The 15,080-nt window shown below is 66.1% G+C and carries 11 protein-coding genes and 1 pseudogene; 8 read left to right on the plus strand and 4 right to left on the minus strand.

Going from position 1 to position 15,080, the window contains the following annotated elements:
- Positions 1-91 precede the first annotated feature (91 nt).
- From LGM71_RS25885 to LGM71_RS25905, 5 genes are all read left to right on the plus strand, one after another.
- Positions 92-406, plus strand: coding sequence for a hypothetical protein (locus LGM71_RS25885; RefSeq protein WP_226117289.1), 315 nt, complete (start codon positions 92-94; stop codon positions 404-406).
- Positions 396-2,186 carry an acyl-CoA dehydrogenase gene (locus LGM71_RS25890; RefSeq protein ID WP_124902595.1) on the plus strand — a complete coding sequence of 597 codons (1,791 nt, stop codon included), beginning with the start codon at positions 396-398 and terminating at the stop codon, positions 2,184-2,186. The genes LGM71_RS25885 and LGM71_RS25890 overlap by 11 nt, the downstream gene beginning before the upstream one ends.
- A gap of 79 nt (positions 2,187-2,265) precedes the next feature.
- Positions 2,266-3,894, plus strand: coding sequence for an electron transfer flavoprotein-ubiquinone oxidoreductase (locus LGM71_RS25895; protein WP_413226917.1), 1,629 nt, complete (start codon positions 2,266-2,268; stop codon positions 3,892-3,894).
- Positions 3,895-3,943: 49 nt separating this feature from the next.
- Complete coding sequence (gene bktB, locus LGM71_RS25900; protein ID WP_124629830.1) at positions 3,944-5,137, plus strand: beta-ketothiolase BktB; 1,194 nt, start codon at positions 3,944-3,946, stop codon at positions 5,135-5,137.
- A 38-nt stretch (positions 5,138-5,175) separates the two neighbouring features.
- Positions 5,176-6,030: a 3-hydroxybutyryl-CoA dehydrogenase gene (locus tag LGM71_RS25905; RefSeq protein ID WP_124613136.1), complete on the plus strand. Its 855-nt coding sequence runs from the start codon at positions 5,176-5,178 to the stop codon at positions 6,028-6,030.
- Between the two features lie 90 nt (positions 6,031-6,120).
- Here LGM71_RS25905 and LGM71_RS25910 read toward each other — a convergent pair.
- Positions 6,121-6,597 (minus strand): annotated as a pseudogene (locus LGM71_RS25910) (hypothetical protein); the annotation flags it as partial.
- A 164-nt stretch (positions 6,598-6,761) separates the two neighbouring features.
- Here LGM71_RS25910 and LGM71_RS25915 point away from each other — a divergent pair.
- Together LGM71_RS25915 and LGM71_RS25920 are read left to right on the plus strand one after the other, a co-directional pair.
- Positions 6,762-6,965: a hypothetical protein gene (locus tag LGM71_RS25915; protein ID WP_226117293.1), complete on the plus strand. Its 204-nt coding sequence runs from the start codon at positions 6,762-6,764 to the stop codon at positions 6,963-6,965.
- Positions 6,966-7,243: 278 nt separating this feature from the next.
- A complete protein-coding gene (locus LGM71_RS25920) occupies positions 7,244-10,765 on the plus strand; it encodes a pyruvate carboxylase (RefSeq protein WP_226117295.1) in 3,522 nt (1,173 codons plus the stop codon).
- A gap of 146 nt (positions 10,766-10,911) precedes the next feature.
- Here the strand turns inward: LGM71_RS25920 and deoC are convergent, their stop codons facing one another.
- Positions 10,912-11,592, minus strand: coding sequence for a deoxyribose-phosphate aldolase (gene deoC, locus LGM71_RS25925; protein WP_226117297.1), 681 nt, complete (start codon positions 11,590-11,592; stop codon positions 10,912-10,914).
- Positions 11,593-11,738: 146 nt separating this feature from the next.
- Here deoC and deoR point away from each other — a divergent pair, with 146 nt between their 5' ends.
- Complete coding sequence (deoR, locus tag LGM71_RS25930) at positions 11,739-12,509, plus strand: DNA-binding transcriptional repressor DeoR (protein WP_124625545.1); 771 nt, start codon at positions 11,739-11,741, stop codon at positions 12,507-12,509.
- A 38-nt stretch (positions 12,510-12,547) separates the two neighbouring features.
- Here deoR and fucP read toward each other — a convergent pair whose 3' ends face one another.
- Positions 12,548-13,921, minus strand: coding sequence for an L-fucose:H+ symporter permease (gene fucP / locus LGM71_RS25935; RefSeq protein WP_226117299.1), 1,374 nt, complete (start codon positions 13,919-13,921; stop codon positions 12,548-12,550).
- A 41-nt stretch (positions 13,922-13,962) separates the two neighbouring features.
- Entirely contained in the window at positions 13,963-14,889 is a 927-nt protein-coding gene (rbsK, locus tag LGM71_RS25940) for a ribokinase (protein WP_226117301.1), read from the minus strand.
- Between the last annotated feature and the right edge of the window lie 191 nt (positions 14,890-15,080).

A 15,080-nucleotide genomic window follows, 5' to 3' on the forward strand; every position in this document is an offset into this window, starting at 1 on the left:
CGGACAGCGAAAAAGGGCGGCCGATTTGGCACCGGCCGCCATGTGCCCGCCGCGACTTCCGTCCATCCCGAGGCGCCGTCGGCGACTTCCCATGATCAACTCCCGGTCTTCGGCTTCGCCGGTGATTCGAGTCGCCAGCCAACTCATCCGGCCGGCATGCGGATTGCGCGTCGTCTGTGCCGCAATCGGCATCCGAACGCGCCACCTGGACGCCCGTTTCCGCCATCGCCGCGCGCATCGCGTGGCCGGTTTTGTCACCATGTGGGCCGGATATGACAATGGAAAACCGCCGGCACGGCATTACGATGGGCCACGACGTCGCCTGGCGCTGGCCGGTTTTGCCGCAGCCGCCCGGGCCGCGCGCCTCATTCACTGCCTGATTTGGAACATCGACCATGAGCTATAACGCCCCTGTCAAGGACATGCTGTTCGTGCTGAAGGAACTCGCGGGCATCGACACCGTCGCGCAGTTGCCGGGCTTCGAGGAAGCCGGCTACGACACCGCGCAGGCAGTGCTCGACGAATCCGCGAAATTCTGCGGTGAAGTGCTGGCGCCGCTGAATGTCGAGGGCGACCGCAACCCGAGCAGCTGGAAGGACGGCGTCGTGACGGCGACGCCCGGCTTCGGCGCCGCGTTCCGCCAGTTCGTCGAAGGCGGCTGGCAAGGTTTGCAGCACCCGGCCGAATATGACGGCCAGGGGCTGCCGAAACTGATCGCGACGCCGTGCATCGAGATGCTGAACGCGTCGAACCTGTCGTTCGCGCTGTGCCCGCTGCTCACCGACGGCGCGATCGAGGCGCTGCTGACGGCCGGCACCGACGAACAGAAGCAGCGCTACGTGCCGAAGCTGATCTCGGGCGAATGGACCGGCACGATGAACCTGACCGAGCCGCAGGCCGGCTCGGACCTGGCGCTGGTGCGCTCGCGTGCCGAGCCGCAGGGCGACGGCACGTACAAGGTGTTCGGCACGAAGATCTTCATCACGTGGGGCGAGCACGACATGGCGGACAACATCGTCCACCTGGTGCTGGCGCGCACGCCGAACGCGCCGGAAGGCGTGAAGGGCATTTCGCTGTTCATCGTGCCGAAGTTCCTGGTCAACGAAGACGGTTCGCTCGGCGCTCGCAACGACGTGCACTGCGTGTCGATCGAGCACAAGCTCGGGATCAAGGCGAGCCCGACCGCGGTGCTGCAATACGGCGACCACGGCGGCGCGGTCGGCTATCTGGTCGGCGAGGAGAATCGCGGCCTCGAATACATGTTCATCATGATGAACGCGGCGCGCTTCGGCGTCGGGATGCAGGGGATCGGCGTGGCCGACCGTGCGTACCAGAAGGCCGCGGCATTCGCGAAGGAGCGTGTGCAGAGCCGCCCGGTCGACGGGTCGGCGAAGCAGTCGGTGACGATCATCCATCACCCGGACGTGCGCCGCATGCTCGGCACGATGCGCGCGCTGACTGAAGGCGCGCGGGCGCTGGCCTATGTGGCAGCCGCGCACAGCGACATTGCCCACCGCCATTCGGACGAGGCGACGCGCACGCGTCATCAGGCAATCTACGAATATCTGGTGCCGGTCGTGAAGGGCTGGAGCACGGAGATGGTGAACGACGTGGCGAGCCTGGGCGTGCAGGTGCATGGCGGGATGGGCTTCATCGAGGAAACCGGCGCCGCGCAGTACTACCGCGATGCGCGAATCCTCGCGATCTACGAAGGCACGACCGCGATCCAGGCGAACGACCTGGTCGGCCGCAAGACGATGCGCGACGGCGGTGCGGTGGCGAAGGCGCTGATCGCGGAGATCGGCGAGACCGTCGCGGCGCTCGGCAAGGTGGACGGCGCTGCGGCCGCGTCGATGAGGGCGCAGCTCGAGAAAGGCGCGCGCTCGCTGTCGACGGTGGTCGACTACGTGGTCGCGAACGTGAAGCAGGATCCGAACGCGGTGTTCGCGGGCAGCGTGCCGTACCTGAAGCTGGCCGGCGTGGTGCTGTGCGGATGGCAGATGGCGCGCGCACTGCTGGCGGCGCACGCGAACCGCGCGAGCGACACGGCGTTCTTCGATGCGAAGATCGCGATCGCACAATGCTACGCGGAACACGTTCTCGTGCAGGCAGGCGGGCTCGAAGCGTCGATCGTCGGCGCGAAGGGTAGCGAGAGCGTGCTCGCGTTGACGGAAGACCAGTTCTGACCGTAACGGTCGGGGCGCAGGAGGAGACAGGATTTTGACCACACAGGACTTGCTCGCGCAATACGGCCCGCGCGAATCGATGGAATACGACGTCGTGATCGTCGGCGGCGGCCCCGCTGGGCTGTCGGCGGCGATCCGGCTCAAGCAGCTGGCCGCCGAGAAAGGCACCGAGATCGGCGTGTGCGTGCTCGAGAAGGGTTCCGAGATCGGCGCGCACATCCTGTCGGGCGCGGTGATGGACCCGCGCGCGATCACCGAACTGTTCCCCGACTGGAAGGAACAGGGCGCGCCGCTGACCGTCGAGGTGACGGAGGACCGCTTCCTGTTCCTGTCCGAGAAGAGCGCGATCACGACGCCGAACTGGGCGCTGCCCGAGAACTTCAAGAACCACGGCAACTACGTGATCTCGCTGGGCAACGTCACGCGCTGGCTCGGCCAACAGGCGGAAGCCCTGGGCGTCGAGATCTTCCCGGGCTTCCCGGCTGCCGAGATTCTCTATAACGACGACGGCTCGGTGAAGGGCGTCGCCACCGGCAACATGGGCGTGGGCAAGGACGGCGAGCCGACCGAGAACTTCCAGCTCGGCATGGAGCTGCACGCGAAGTACACGCTGTTCGCCGAAGGCTGCCGCGGCCACCTCGGCCGCCAGCTGATCTCGAAGTTCAAGCTCGACGCGAACGCTGATCCGCAGGCGTACGGGATCGGCATCAAGGAACTGTGGGAAATCGATCCCGCGAAGCACAAGCCGGGCCTCGTGATCCACACGGCCGGCTGGCCGTTGAAGTCGGACACCTACGGCGGCTCGTTCCTGTATCACATGGACAACAACCAGGTCGTGGTCGGCTTCGTGGTGGGCCTGGGCTACACGAACCCGTACCTGTCGCCGTTCGAGGAATTCCAGCGCTACAAGACGCACCCGTCGATCCGCGCGTTCCTGGAAGGCGGCAAGCGCGTGTCGTACGGCGCGCGGGCGATCACGGCCGGCGGCCTGCTGTCGCTGCCGAAGACGGTGTTCCCGGGCGGCGCGCTGATCGGCGACGACGCGGGCTTCCTGAACGCATCGCGGATCAAGGGCAGCCACGCGGCGATCAAGACGGGCATGCTGGCGGCGGACGCCGCGTTCGACGCGCTGCAGGCCGGCCGCCAGAGCGACGAGCTCAACGCGTATCCGGACGCCTTCAAGCAGTCGTGGCTGCATACGGAGCTGTACCGCGCGCGCAACTTCAAGCAGTGGATGGCGAAGGGCCTGTACCTGGGCACGCTGATGGTCGGGCTCGAGCAGAAGGTGATGGGCGGCAACGTGCCGTGGACGCTGCACCACAAGCATGCGGATCACGAGATGCTGAAGCCGGCCTCGCAATGCACGCCGATCGAATATCCGAAGCCGGATGGCAAGCTGACGTTCGACCGGCTGTCGTCGGTGTTCATCTCGAACACGAACCACGAGGAAAACCAGCCGGCACACCTGACGCTGAAGGATGCGAACGTGCCGGTGAACGTGAACCTGCGGACCTACGCGGGGCCGGAGGGGCGCTTCTGCCCGGCGGCGGTGTACGAGTTCGTGAAGAACGACGACGGCAGCGACCGGCTGGTGATCAACGCGCAGAACTGCGTGCACTGCAAGACGTGCGACATCAAGGACCCGACACAGAACATCGTGTGGGTCACGCCGGAAGGCGGTGGCGGGCCGAATTATCCGAACATGTAACGCAAACGCATCCCCGCGCCTGCGGGCGCGAACGAACCGGAGTGAGACGATGAGCAATGCAGCGAAGGAAGTCGTGGTGGTGAGCGGTGTCCGTACCGCGATCGGCGCTTTCGGCGGGAGCCTGAAGGATTTCTCGCCGACCGATCTCGGCGCGAAGGTCGTGAGTGAAGTGCTGTCGCGCGCGAACGTTTCGGGTGACGCGGTCGGGCATGTCGTGTTCGGCCACGTCGTGAACACCGAGCCGAAGGACATGTATCTCGCGCGCGTCGCGGCGATCAACGGTGGCGTCGCGCAGCACACGCCGGCGCTGACTGTAAACCGCCTGTGCGGCTCGGGCCTGCAGGCGATCGTGTCGGCCGCACAGACGATCATGCTCGGCGACGCCGACATCGCCATCGGCGGCGGCTCGGAGAACATGAGCCGCGCGCCGTACAGCGTGCCGTCCGCGCGCTTCGGCCAGCGCATGGGCGATGCGAAGCTCGTCGACATGATGCTCGGCGCGCTGCACGACCCGTTCCAGACGATCCACATGGGCGTGACGGCCGAGAACGTCGCACGCAAGTACGGCATTTCGCGCGACGCACAGGATGCGCTCGCGCTCGAATCGCATCGTCGCGCGGCGCGCGCGATCGCGGAAGGCCGCTTCAAGGACCAGATCCTGCCGATCTCGATCCGCACGAAGAAGGGCGAGGTCGCGTTCGACACCGACGAGCACGTGCGTCACGACGCAGGCCCGGACGATTTCACGAAGCTGAAGCCGGTGTTCGTGAAGGAAGACGGCACGGTGACGGCCGGTAACGCGTCGGGGATCAACGATGCCGCTGCCGCGGTGCTGATGATGAGCGCGGATGCCGCGCGTGCGCAGGGCGTGAAGCCGCTCGCGCGTCTGGTCGCGTATGCGCATGCGGGTGTCGATCCGGCGTACATGGGCATCGGCCCCGTGCCGGCCACGCAGAAGGCGCTCGAGCGCGCCGGCCTGAAGATCACCGATCTCGACGTGATCGAGGCGAACGAGGCGTTCGCGGCACAGGCATGCGCGGTCACGCAGGAGCTCGGTCTCGATCCGGCCAAGGTCAACCCGAACGGCTCTGGCATTTCGCTCGGTCACCCGATCGGTGCGACGGGCGCATTGATCACGGTCAAGGCGCTGTACGAGCTGAAGCGCATCGGCGGGCGTTACGCGCTCGTGACGATGTGTATCGGCGGCGGCCAGGGGATTGCGGCGATCTTCGAGAACATCTGATAATCGACCGTTCAGCACCCGAATACACAGGAATCGTCATGGCCATCGAAACCGTCGGCGTCGTGGGCGCCGGAACCATGGGCAACGGCATTGCGCAGACCGCCGCCGTTGCAGGACTCAACGTCGTGATGATCGACGTCAGCGATGCGGCACTCGACAAGGGTGTCGCCGCACTGAAGGGCAGCCTCGAGCGGCTCGTGTCGAAGGACAAGCTCGACGCCGCCGCACGCGACGCCGCGCTCGCACGCATTACGACGTCGACCGACTACGCGAAGCTCGCCGCGGTCGACATCGTGATCGAAGCCGCGACCGAAAATGTCGAGCTGAAGAGCCGCATTCTGAAGCAGATCGAGTCGGTCGCGCGGCCCGACGCAATCATCGCGACCAACACGTCGTCGATCTCGATCACGTCGCTCGCGGCGCTGCTCGCCGATCCGTCGCGCTTCGTCGGCATGCACTTCTTCAACCCGGTGCCGCTGATGCCGCTCGTCGAGATCATCCGCGGGCTGCAGACGAGCGACGCGACCGCATCGGCGGTGCGCGCGCTGACCGAGCGATTCGACAAGTCGCCGATCGGCGTGCGCAATGCGCCGGGCTTCGTCGTGAACCGGATCCTCGTGCCGATGATCAACGAAGCGTTCTTCGTGCTGGCCGAAGGCATTGCGTCGGCCGAGGAGATCGACGCGGGGATGAAACTCGGCGCGAACCATCCGATCGGGCCGCTTGCGTTGGCCGATCTCGTCGGGCTCGACGTGTGCCTCGCGGTGATGGACGTGTTCCTGAAGGACTTCGGCGACACGAAGTATCGTGCGTGCCCGCTGCTGCGCGAGATGGTGTCGGCAGGGCGGCTGGGGCGCAAGACGGGGCGCGGGGTGTACGACTACAGCAAGTAAGCGGCGCATCGATGCCTCTTCGCGCGGCCGCCTTCGGGTGGCCGTTTGCTTTGGGCGGCATGCTTGCGCGTCGAGCATCGCCAGGTTCCGCGGCAACGTCCGCTTGAACATCGCGAGCAACTGCCGTGCTGCCTTCGGCTGCAACGTGATCGCATGCCGCACGGCCGCGGCGATCCGAATCATCATCAGCTCCGCGAACGCGCCGCGTTGCGTGCGCGTGGCGCTGGGCGCCACATTGGCTAACGCTTCGGCGAGTAGCCCGGCCAGAAGCTCCCCGTCGGCGGGGTCGAGCGCCAGCAGCGCACGGTCGGCCTGCGTCGCGCGGCAGATGTCGCGCATCAGCCGCTCGTCGACGAACATCCGGTGATGGCTGTCCGTGATGCGCGCGAGCGCACCGTGCAGGTTGCCCGAACCCGCGTGCGATCTTGGCCAACGACTTGCAAGAAACCAGAAACACTGATGTCTCGTGGCCCATCGATCCGCGCGGCCGATCCGTCCCGACGCGCAAGATTTCAGAATTGAAACTTCGATTCCATATCTGAGCCCGTGCGCGACCGGGCTTCGCATCCGATCCCCCTACATCCACACCGTCTGGTCGATATCCGACATGGCCTGGTTTTTGCATTAACCGGACGGCATGCTCGATGTCCTCTCGCCTGACGGGTCTTTCCTGACGAAACGAAGCGGACAGTTCGAGAGGCGACTCGCTTTTCAATCGTAAGGTGAATGCAATGACTGGCAGCGGTAAACAAAGCACGGTACCCGGCGACGACGCACGTCGCGTAGCGCCGGAGCGCGAGGCGGACGCAGGTCGATCCGCGATGACGCGCGAATCGTTCGGTGAGCGACGCCACGATACCAACTGGGCGTGGGCAAAGGGAACACCAGGCTACGACTGGATGGATCACGCGCCGCTTTTCGATCCCCGCGATTGATCCTCCCGCGAGCGCAGGTCGTGCCACGGGCTCGCCGTGGTTAGACCGGCGACCGAACCGGCCGGCGAGCCAGTCCCTTATTTCCGGCCGGTCGGCTGGATGCTATTCGTCGTCGCGATGTCGATAGCGGCTGTCCGGCGATCTGGCGAACATGTCGACTGGCGAAAGCCGGGACGATGCAACCTCGAATGACCGACGCGAGAATCCGCACGCCGCCCAGCGAGGCAGGCGGGTGGAGGACGGCGCGTCGGCGAGCTCAATTCAACTCTTCACTATCCATGGCCGCCGTGACGCCTACTCCCATCCAGTCCATCCTGATCGCGAACCGCTCGGAAATCTCGATTCGCGTAATGCGTGCCGCCGCCGAACTGAACATGCGTACGGTGGCGGTCTATTCGAAGGAAGACCGGCTCGCGCTGCATCGCTTCAAGGCGGACGAGAGCTACCTGATCGGCGAGGGCAAGAAGCCGCTTGCCGCGTATCTGGACATCGACGACATCCTGCGTGTCGCGCGGCAGGCGAAGGTCGACGCGATTCACCCCGGTTACGGCTTCCTGTCCGAGAACCCGGACTTCGCGCAGGCCGTGATCGACGCCGGCATCCGCTGGATCGGCCCGTCGCCGGACGTGATGCGCACGCTCGGCAACAAGGTTGCCGCGCGCAATGCGGCGATCGCGGCCGGCGTGCCTGTGATGCCCGCGACCGCGCCGCTGCCGGACGATTTCGACGCGTGCCGGGCGCTGGCCGCGGAGGTCGGCTATCCGCTGATGCTGAAGGCGAGCTGGGGCGGCGGTGGACGCGGGATGCGCGTACTGGAAAACGCTCAGGACCTCGAAACCCTGCTGCCTGTCGCGCGCCGGGAGGCGCTGGCCGCATTCGGCAACGACGAGGTGTACGTCGAGAAACTCGTGCGCAATGCGCGGCACGTCGAGGTGCAGGTGCTCGGCGATCTGCACGGCACGGTCGTCCATTTGTACGAGCGCGACTGCACGGTGCAGCGACGCAACCAGAAGGTCGTCGAACGCGCACCGGCGCCATATCTCGACGACGCGGGCCGGCAGGCGCTGTGCGAATCCGCGCTGCGCCTGATGCGCGCGGTCGGTTACACGCATGCGGGCACCGTCGAATTCCTGATGGATGCCGACACCGGCCGGTTCTACTTCATCGAGGTGAACCCGCGCATCCAGGTCGAGCACACGGTGACCGAGATGATCACCGGCATCGACATCGTGAAGGCGCAGATTCGCATCACGGAAGGCGCCCGTATTGGTCTTGCCGAGGACGCAACGGACGGCGACGGCGCGCTTGTCGCACGTGCGGCAGGCGTGCCGGAACAGCAGGCGATTCCGCTGAACGGCAACGCATTGCAATGCCGGATCACGACCGAGGATCCGGAGAACGACTTCCTGCCCGACTACGGGCGGCTCACGGCCTATCGCAGCGCGGCGGGCTTCGGTGTGCGCCTCGACGCCGGCACCGCCTATGGCGGCGCGGTGATCACGCCGTACTACGACTCGCTGCTCGTGAAGGTGACGACCTGGGCGCCGACGGCCGCCGAATCGATCCACCGGATGGATCGCGCGCTGCGCGAGTTCCGCATTCGCGGCGTCACGTCGAACCTGCAGTTCCTCGAGAACGTGATCAATCACCCGGCCTTCATCGCGGGCGACGTGACGACGCGCTTCATCGACAAGACGCCGGAGCTGCTCGCATTCGCGAAGCGCGGCGATCGTGCGACGAAGCTGCTGCGCTATCTCGGCGAGCTGAACGTGAACGGAAACGCCGAGATGAGCGGCCGCACGCTGCCGGCACTGCCGTTGCCGAAGCCGGTGTTGCCGAAGATCGATACGGCCGTGGCGATTCCTGCGGGCACGCGCGATCGCTTGCGTGAGCTTGGTCCCGAGAAATTCGCGCGCTGGATGCTCGACCAGAAGCAGGTGCTGCTGACCGACACGACGATGCGCGACGCGCACCAGTCGCTGTTCGCGACGCGCATGCGCACCGCCGACATGCTGCCGATCGCGCCGTTCTATGCGCGCGAGCTGTCGCAGCTGTTCTCGCTCGAATGCTGGGGCGGCGCGACGTTCGACGTCGCGCTGCGGTTCCTGAGGGAAGACCCGTGGGAGCGGCTCGCGCTGCTGCGCGAACGCGTGCCGAACATCCTGTTCCAGATGCTGCTGCGCGGCTCGAACGCGGTCGGCTATACGAACTACGCGGACAACGTCGTGCGCTTCTTCGTGCAGCAGGCCGCGAGTGCCGGCGTCGACGTGTTCCGCGTGTTCGATTCGCTGAACTGGGTGCGCAACATGCGCGTGGCGATCGATGCGGTGGGCGAGAGCGGGATGCTGTGCGAAGGCGCGATCTGCTACACCGGCGATCTGTTCGACACGTCGCGCTCGAAGTACGACCTCAAGTACTACGTCGGCATCGCGCGCGAACTGCACCAGGCCGGCGTGCACGTGCTCGGCATCAAGGACATGGCCGGCATCTGCCGCCCGCAGGCGGTCGCGACGCTCGTGAAGGCGCTCAAGGAGGAAACCGGGCTGCCCGTGCATTTCCATACGCACGACACGAGCGGCATCGCCGCGGCGTCGGTGCTTGCGGCAGTCGGTGCGGGCTGCGATGCGGTTGACCGCGCGCTCGACGCGATGAGCGGGCTCACGTCGCAGCCGAACCTGTCGAGCATCGCGGCGGCGCTGGCCGGCGGCGAACGCGATCCGGGGCTGGATCAGGACCGCCTGCACGGAGCGTCGATGTACTGGGAAGGCGTGCGCCGGTATTACGCGCCATTCGAATCCGAGATCCGCGCGGGCACGGCTGACGTTTACCGTCACGAGATGCCCGGCGGCCAGTACACGAACCTGCGCGAGCAGGCGCGTTCGCTCGGTATCGATCATCGCTGGACCGAGGTGTCGCGTGCGTATGCGGACGTGAACCGGCTGTTCGGCGACATCGTCAAGGTCACGCCGACGTCGAAGGTGGTCGGCGACATGGCGTTGATGATGGTCGCGAACGACCTGAGCGTGGACGACGTGCGCAACCCGGACAAGGACCTCGCGTTCCCCGAATCGGTCGTATCGCTGTTCAAGGGCGAGCTGGGCTTCCCGCCCGACGGCTTTCCGGCCGAACTGTCGCGCAAGGTGCTCAAGAGCGAGCCGCCGGCGCCGTATCGTCCCGGCGACCAGATTCCGCCGGTCGACCTCGACGCGGCACGCAAGCAGGCCGAGGTCGCGTGCGAGCAGCCGCTCGACGACCGGCAACTCGCGTCCTATCTGATGTATCCGAAACAGACGGTCGACTATTACGCGCACGTTCGCGCGTACAGCGACACGTCGGTCGTGCCGACGTCCGCGTTCCTGTACGGCCTGCAGCCACAGGAGGAAGTGGCGATCGACATCGAGCCGGGCAAGACGCTGCTCGTATCGCTGCAGGGCCAGCATGCCGATGCGCAGGACGGCATCGTGAAGGTGCTGTTCGAGCTGAACGGCCAGTCGCGTTCCGCGCTGGTCGAGCAGAAGAGCGTCGTGCAGGCGGGCAAGGAGCGCCATGGTCTGCAGCGTGCCGATCCGGCGAATCCGATGCATGTTGCCGCGCCGATGCCGGGCTCGGTCGTGACGGTGGCGGTGCAGCCGGGCCAGCGCGTGGCGGCCGGCACCACGCTGATCGCGCTTGAGGCGATGAAGATGGAAACACACATCGCGGCGGAGCGCGACTGCGAGATCGCGGCCGTGCATGTGAAGCCGGGCGAACGGGTGGCGGCGAAGGATCTGCTGATCGAGTTGAAAGACCCGACACAATGAGGGTTGCCGCGATCGGTCGTGCGTGGTGACCGGGCAGGGCATCGCAATCGGCACACCGCCTGCTCGGGGGGGCGTGCCGAACTGTTCGGCGACGGCTGCCTGCGCGTCGTTACGCGCCGACGCGCAGGCAGCCGGCCCGCCATCGGTCAGTACACCGCGTCGCTGCCCCCCTGATCGGTCACGATCGCAACCCCCGAGCTCGTGCCGAGCCGCGTCGCGCCGGCCTCGATCATCGCGAGCGCGGTCGCGCGATCGCGTACGCCGCCCGATGCCTTCACGCCGAGCACGGGGCCGACCGTGCGGCGCATCAGCGCGACATCCGCGAGCGTCGCGCCGCCGTGACCGAAGCCGGTCGACGTCTTCACGAACGCGACGCCGAGGTCGCGGCACATCTCGCACACGCGCACCTTCTCGTCGTCGGTCAGCAACCCCGTTTCAAGAATCACCTTGAGCGGCACCGTGCCGCAGGCGCGGTGCACGGCGTCGATATCGGCCTTCACGTCGTCGGCGCGGCCGCTCTTCAGCGCGCCGAGGTTGATCACCATGTCGATCTCGCGCGCGCCCGCCGCGATCGCGGCCGACGCCTCGAACGCCTTCGCGGCGGACAGGCCCGCGCCGAGCGGGAAGCCGACCACCGCACACACAAGCACGCCGGTGTCGGCCAGCTCGTGCGCGGCGAGCGGCACGTTCGCCGAATTCACGCAGACCGAGTAGAAGCGATGCTCGGCCGCCTGGCGGCAGAGTTCGCGGATCTGTGCGTCGCTCGCGTCGGGCGCGAGCAGCGTGTGATCGATGGTTTGAGCGAGTTGGGCGTTGGAAAGCGGCATGTTTCAGGACTCCACGGATCGTGTGCGGTAAGGGCACACGTAAAGTTGATGTTTTCACATCGGTTTGTTACAAATACGACATTCCGGCCGGGCCCGCGCGCCCGGCATGACACGCGACGGATGCGACGGGTACGCAGGATACTGGCATGGAAACGAAGAAGGGCGAACGGATCAAGACGCTGATGAACGTGCTGCAAGGGCAGAACGCGATTCATCTGAGGGAAGTCGCCGAACTGTTCGGCGTGTCGGAGATGACGATCCGCCGCGACCTCGCGGACAATCCGCACGGCCTCAGCCTGATCGGCGGCTACGTGACGCGCCACTTCGCCGCGCAGCGCAGCGACATCGGCGAGTACGTCGTCAGCGCCGAGAACAACCGGCAGACCGAGGAGAAACGCCGCATTGGCAAGCTGGCCGCGCAGTTCGTGACGACCGGCGACACGATCTTCGTCGACTGCGGCTCGACCACGCCGTTCATCGTCGACTTCATCCCCGACGACCTCGAATTCACCGCCGTCTGCAATTCGCTGAACGTGTTCGCGAAGCTGCAGCAGAAACCGCATTGCAGCGTGATCCTGTGCGGCGGCGTGTATCACCGCAAGAACATGGTGTTCGAGTCGGTGGCCGAGACGGGCATCCTCGACACGGTGCGCGTGTCGAAGGCGTTCATCTCCGCGGCCGGCGTGAGCGACCGCTGCGGCGTGACCTGCTTCAACTTCCACGAAGTCGACGCGAAGAAGAAAGTGATGGAACGCGCGCAGAACCGCTTCCTGCTCGTCGACCACACGAAGTTCGACGAAGTGCGCGCGGCCTATTTCGCCGAGCTGACCGACTTCAACTACGTGATCTCGGACGGGCAGCTGAGCCGCCGGTACGAAACGACGATCCGCGAACACGGGATCGCGCTCGTGACCTGATGCAGCATGGCGGCGCAGTTCGATCTCGCCTCGCATCGTCAGGCTCCTGACGTGTTGCGCGCAGCGGCATAGCGCGCGGGCGCGTTGCCGTCGGCGGCTGCGTCGGGCATCGCCGCCGGCTGGTGCCGCAGGCAGTAGAAGCCGTAGTAGACGATCACGACGAAGCACGCGAGCGGCACGACGAATGCGAGCTGCATGTTGCCGCCCGTGTGATCGGAGATCAGCCCCTGGATCAGCGGTACGACCGCGCCGCCGACGATGCTCATCACGAGGATCGAGCCGCCGTATTCGGTGTCCTTGCCGAGCCCGTCGATCGTGAGGCCATAGATCGTCGGCCAGCACGGGCCGAGGAACACGCTCACGCCCACGGCTGCATAGACGGCCGTGATGTTGTGCACGCTGATCGTGTACGCGAGCAGCACGATGCACAGGATGCCGTAGACGATCAGCACCTTGGCCGGGCCGACGCGCTTCATCACGAGCGTCGCGATCAGCTTGCCGACGAAGAACGCGAAGAACGTCGCGAGCAGGTAGTGCGACGCGCCGCGCTCGGTGAGGCCGCCGATCTGCATCGCGAGCCGGATGGTGAAGCTCCAGACGCCCACTTGTGCACCGACGTACAGGAACTGCGCGACGATCCCCGCGACGAAGCGCCGGTTGCCGAACAGGCGCGCCAGCGTGCCGCGCGCGTCGATCCGGTGCGTGGCCACGCCGGGGCCGTTACCCTTGCAGGCCGGGTAGGGCGTGAGCGCAAACACGACGAACACGCCCGCGAGCACGACGATCAGCCACTTGTACGGCTCGAGCGTGGCCTGGATCATCGCGAGCTGGTGGACGTGGGCTTCGGCCGCCGACATCGCGGCGAGCTGCGCATGCGACGCATCGCCCTCCTTGAAGATCAGGAAGCTGCCCATGTACACGCCGGCCATCGCGCCGAACGGATAGAACGTCTGCGAGATGTTCAGCCGCCGCGTGCTGGTTTCGCGCGGGCCCATCAGTGTCGAATACGAGTTCGACGCGGTTTCGAGGAACGACAGGCCCGCCGCGATCACGAACAGCGCGACGAGGAACATCCCGTACTTCGCCATCGACGCGGCCGGGAAGAACAGCAGGCAACCGATCGTGTACAGCAGCAGGCCGACGAGGATCGTCGTCTTGTAGCTGAACTTTTTCACGACGGTCGCGGCTGGAATCGCGAGAAAGAAGTAGCCGAGATAGAACGCGGACTGCACGAACGCCGATTCGAAGTCGGACAGGAAGAACGATTTCTTGAACTGCGCGATCAGCACGTCGTTCAGGTTCGCGGCGGTGCCCCACAGCGCGAACAGGCAGCACAGCAGCGTGAACGCGAAGAGCGGCGTGCGGTTCAGGTAATAGCCGTCGGGGGCGTGTTCGATTCTGGTACGGCCCATGGGTGTCTCCTTCCCGGTTGTCTCGTCGATGAAGGCGCCGTTCAGATGCCGGCGTCGCGGAGGAAGCGTTCGAACGTCGCGGCGTCGGCGTACGACTTCTGCGTGCCGAGGCCCATGACCGAATGCGCGGCGTAGGCCGACGCGTAGCGCATCGCGTCGATCGCATCGCGCTTCGCCGCGTAGCAGCGCGCGAAGCAGCCGATGTACGCGTCGCCGGCGCCCGTCGTGTCGCGCGCATCGACCCGTACGCCCGGCACGTGCCGCGCGCCGTCGCGTGACGCGAGCAGCGAGCCGTCGCTGCCGAGTGTGACGAGCACGTGCTTGAGCCCGCGCGCGATCAGCGATTCGGCGGCGCGGGTGGCGCTCGCGCGCGAATCGACCGGCATGCCCGACACGATCGCGAGTTCGGTCTCGTTCGGCACGAAGAATTCGACGGACCGGATCCGCTCGAAATCAAGATCGGCCACGGCGGGCGCGGGGTTCAGCAGCACGGGAATGCCGTGCCGGGCACCGAATTCGATCGCGTGATAGACGGTGTCGAGCTCGATCTCGAGCTGCAGCACGATCAGTGCGCATTCGACGAGCTGCGGCGCGGCCGCGTCGATGTCGGCGGGCGTCAGGTGGCGGTTCGCGCCCTTGACGATCAGGATGCTGTTGCTCGAATCGGGTTCGACGAAGATCGGCGCGACGCCGCTCGGCACGCCGGCGACCTTGCGCACGTGCGTGGTGTCGATGCCCTCGCGCTCGAAGTTGCGGATCGTGTTGTCGGCGAACACGTCGTCGCCGACCTTCGTGACCATCACGACACGCGCACCGAGGCGCGCAGCCGCGACGGCCTGGTTCGCGCCCTTGCCGCCGCAGCCGAGCTCGAAGTTCGGCGCCTCGAGCGTTTCGCCCCGGGCGGGTATGCGCGTGACGTAGGTTACGAGATCGACCATGTTGCTGCCGATGACGGCGATTGTCTCCATCTGCGTCTCTTCCTTGGAATGGGGGGGCGTATACGATCGACGGCGGCCACCACGGATGAGAATAAAATCACAATAAATGTGATAATGCAATCGTATGATGTTAGGTGGATCACTATGTGGGATCGGCCCGGGTGCGCCTGGTACTGGGCGGACCAGACGCAGGACATCTGGGCGTGACCGCGCTCATCCTG

This window comes from Burkholderia sp. AU33545, assembly GCF_020419685.1.
Taxonomy (GTDB): domain Bacteria; phylum Pseudomonadota; class Gammaproteobacteria; order Burkholderiales; family Burkholderiaceae; genus Burkholderia; species Burkholderia diffusa.

Bases quoted from the DNA above. Each gene is read 5' to 3' on its own strand.
- LGM71_RS25885 (WP_226117289.1), top strand. From the start codon at position 92: ATGATCAACTCCCGGTCTTCGGCTTCGCCGGTGATTCGAGTCGCCAGC.
- LGM71_RS25890 (WP_124902595.1), top strand. From the start codon at position 396: ATGAGCTATAACGCCCCTGTCAAGGACATGCTGTTCGTGCTGAAGGAA.
- LGM71_RS25895 (WP_413226917.1), top strand. From the start codon at position 2,266: ATGGAATACGACGTCGTGATCGTCGGCGGCGGCCCCGCTGGGCTGTCG.
- bktB (WP_124629830.1), top strand. From the start codon at position 3,944: ATGAGCAATGCAGCGAAGGAAGTCGTGGTGGTGAGCGGTGTCCGTACC.
- LGM71_RS25905 (WP_124613136.1), top strand. From the start codon at position 5,176: ATGGCCATCGAAACCGTCGGCGTCGTGGGCGCCGGAACCATGGGCAAC.
- LGM71_RS25915 (WP_226117293.1), top strand. From the start codon at position 6,762: ATGACTGGCAGCGGTAAACAAAGCACGGTACCCGGCGACGACGCACGT.
- LGM71_RS25920 (WP_226117295.1), top strand. From the start codon at position 7,244: ATGGCCGCCGTGACGCCTACTCCCATCCAGTCCATCCTGATCGCGAAC.
- deoC (WP_226117297.1), bottom strand. From the start codon at position 11,592: ATGCCGCTTTCCAACGCCCAACTCGCTCAAACCATCGATCACACGCTG.
- deoR (WP_124625545.1), top strand. From the start codon at position 11,739: ATGGAAACGAAGAAGGGCGAACGGATCAAGACGCTGATGAACGTGCTG.
- fucP (WP_226117299.1), bottom strand. From the start codon at position 13,921: ATGGGCCGTACCAGAATCGAACACGCCCCCGACGGCTATTACCTGAAC.
- rbsK (WP_226117301.1), bottom strand. From the start codon at position 14,889: ATGGAGACAATCGCCGTCATCGGCAGCAACATGGTCGATCTCGTAACC.